This window comes from Psychroflexus longus (genome assembly GCF_020164595.1).
GTDB classification, from domain to species: Bacteria; Bacteroidota; Bacteroidia; order Flavobacteriales; family Flavobacteriaceae; genus Psychroflexus; species Psychroflexus longus.
This window is the reverse complement of the sequence record NZ_JAIQZE010000033.1, coordinates 1-284: the sequence shown is the minus strand read 5'-3', so window position 1 is coordinate 284 and position 284 is coordinate 1. Positions and strand designations below refer to the sequence as shown.

The window sequence follows — 284 nt, the reverse complement described above, 5'->3', positions numbered from 1 at the left end:
AGGCCTCTCCGGCGGCATCGCAACTGGCCCCGGCCTTGGCCGGGGAACAGTGTTTCGACGGGTGGTTGGCGAGCCCTTACGCGGCGAGCGCGTAGGGCTTGATCTCGCCGTTCAGATAGAGGTTGCGCGCCTTGGCGCGGCTGAGCTTGCCCGAGCTGGTGCGCGGCAGGGTGCGCGGCGGGACGAGCTCGATCACGCAGTTCATGCCGGTCACCGAGCGGACGCGCTCGCGGATCTCGTCACGCAGGCGCAGGCGCTCCTGCTCGTCCGAGGTGCGGCATTGC

At 70.1% G+C, this 284-nt stretch carries 1 protein-coding gene; it reads right to left on the bottom strand.

Features of this window, described 5'->3' with window-relative positions; all coding sequences use genetic code 11:
• Positions 1-76: 76 nt before the first annotated feature.
• Positions 77-284: hypothetical protein (locus LB452_RS13455; RefSeq protein ID WP_224462251.1), on the bottom strand; the 208-nt coding region annotated here is incomplete at its 5' end.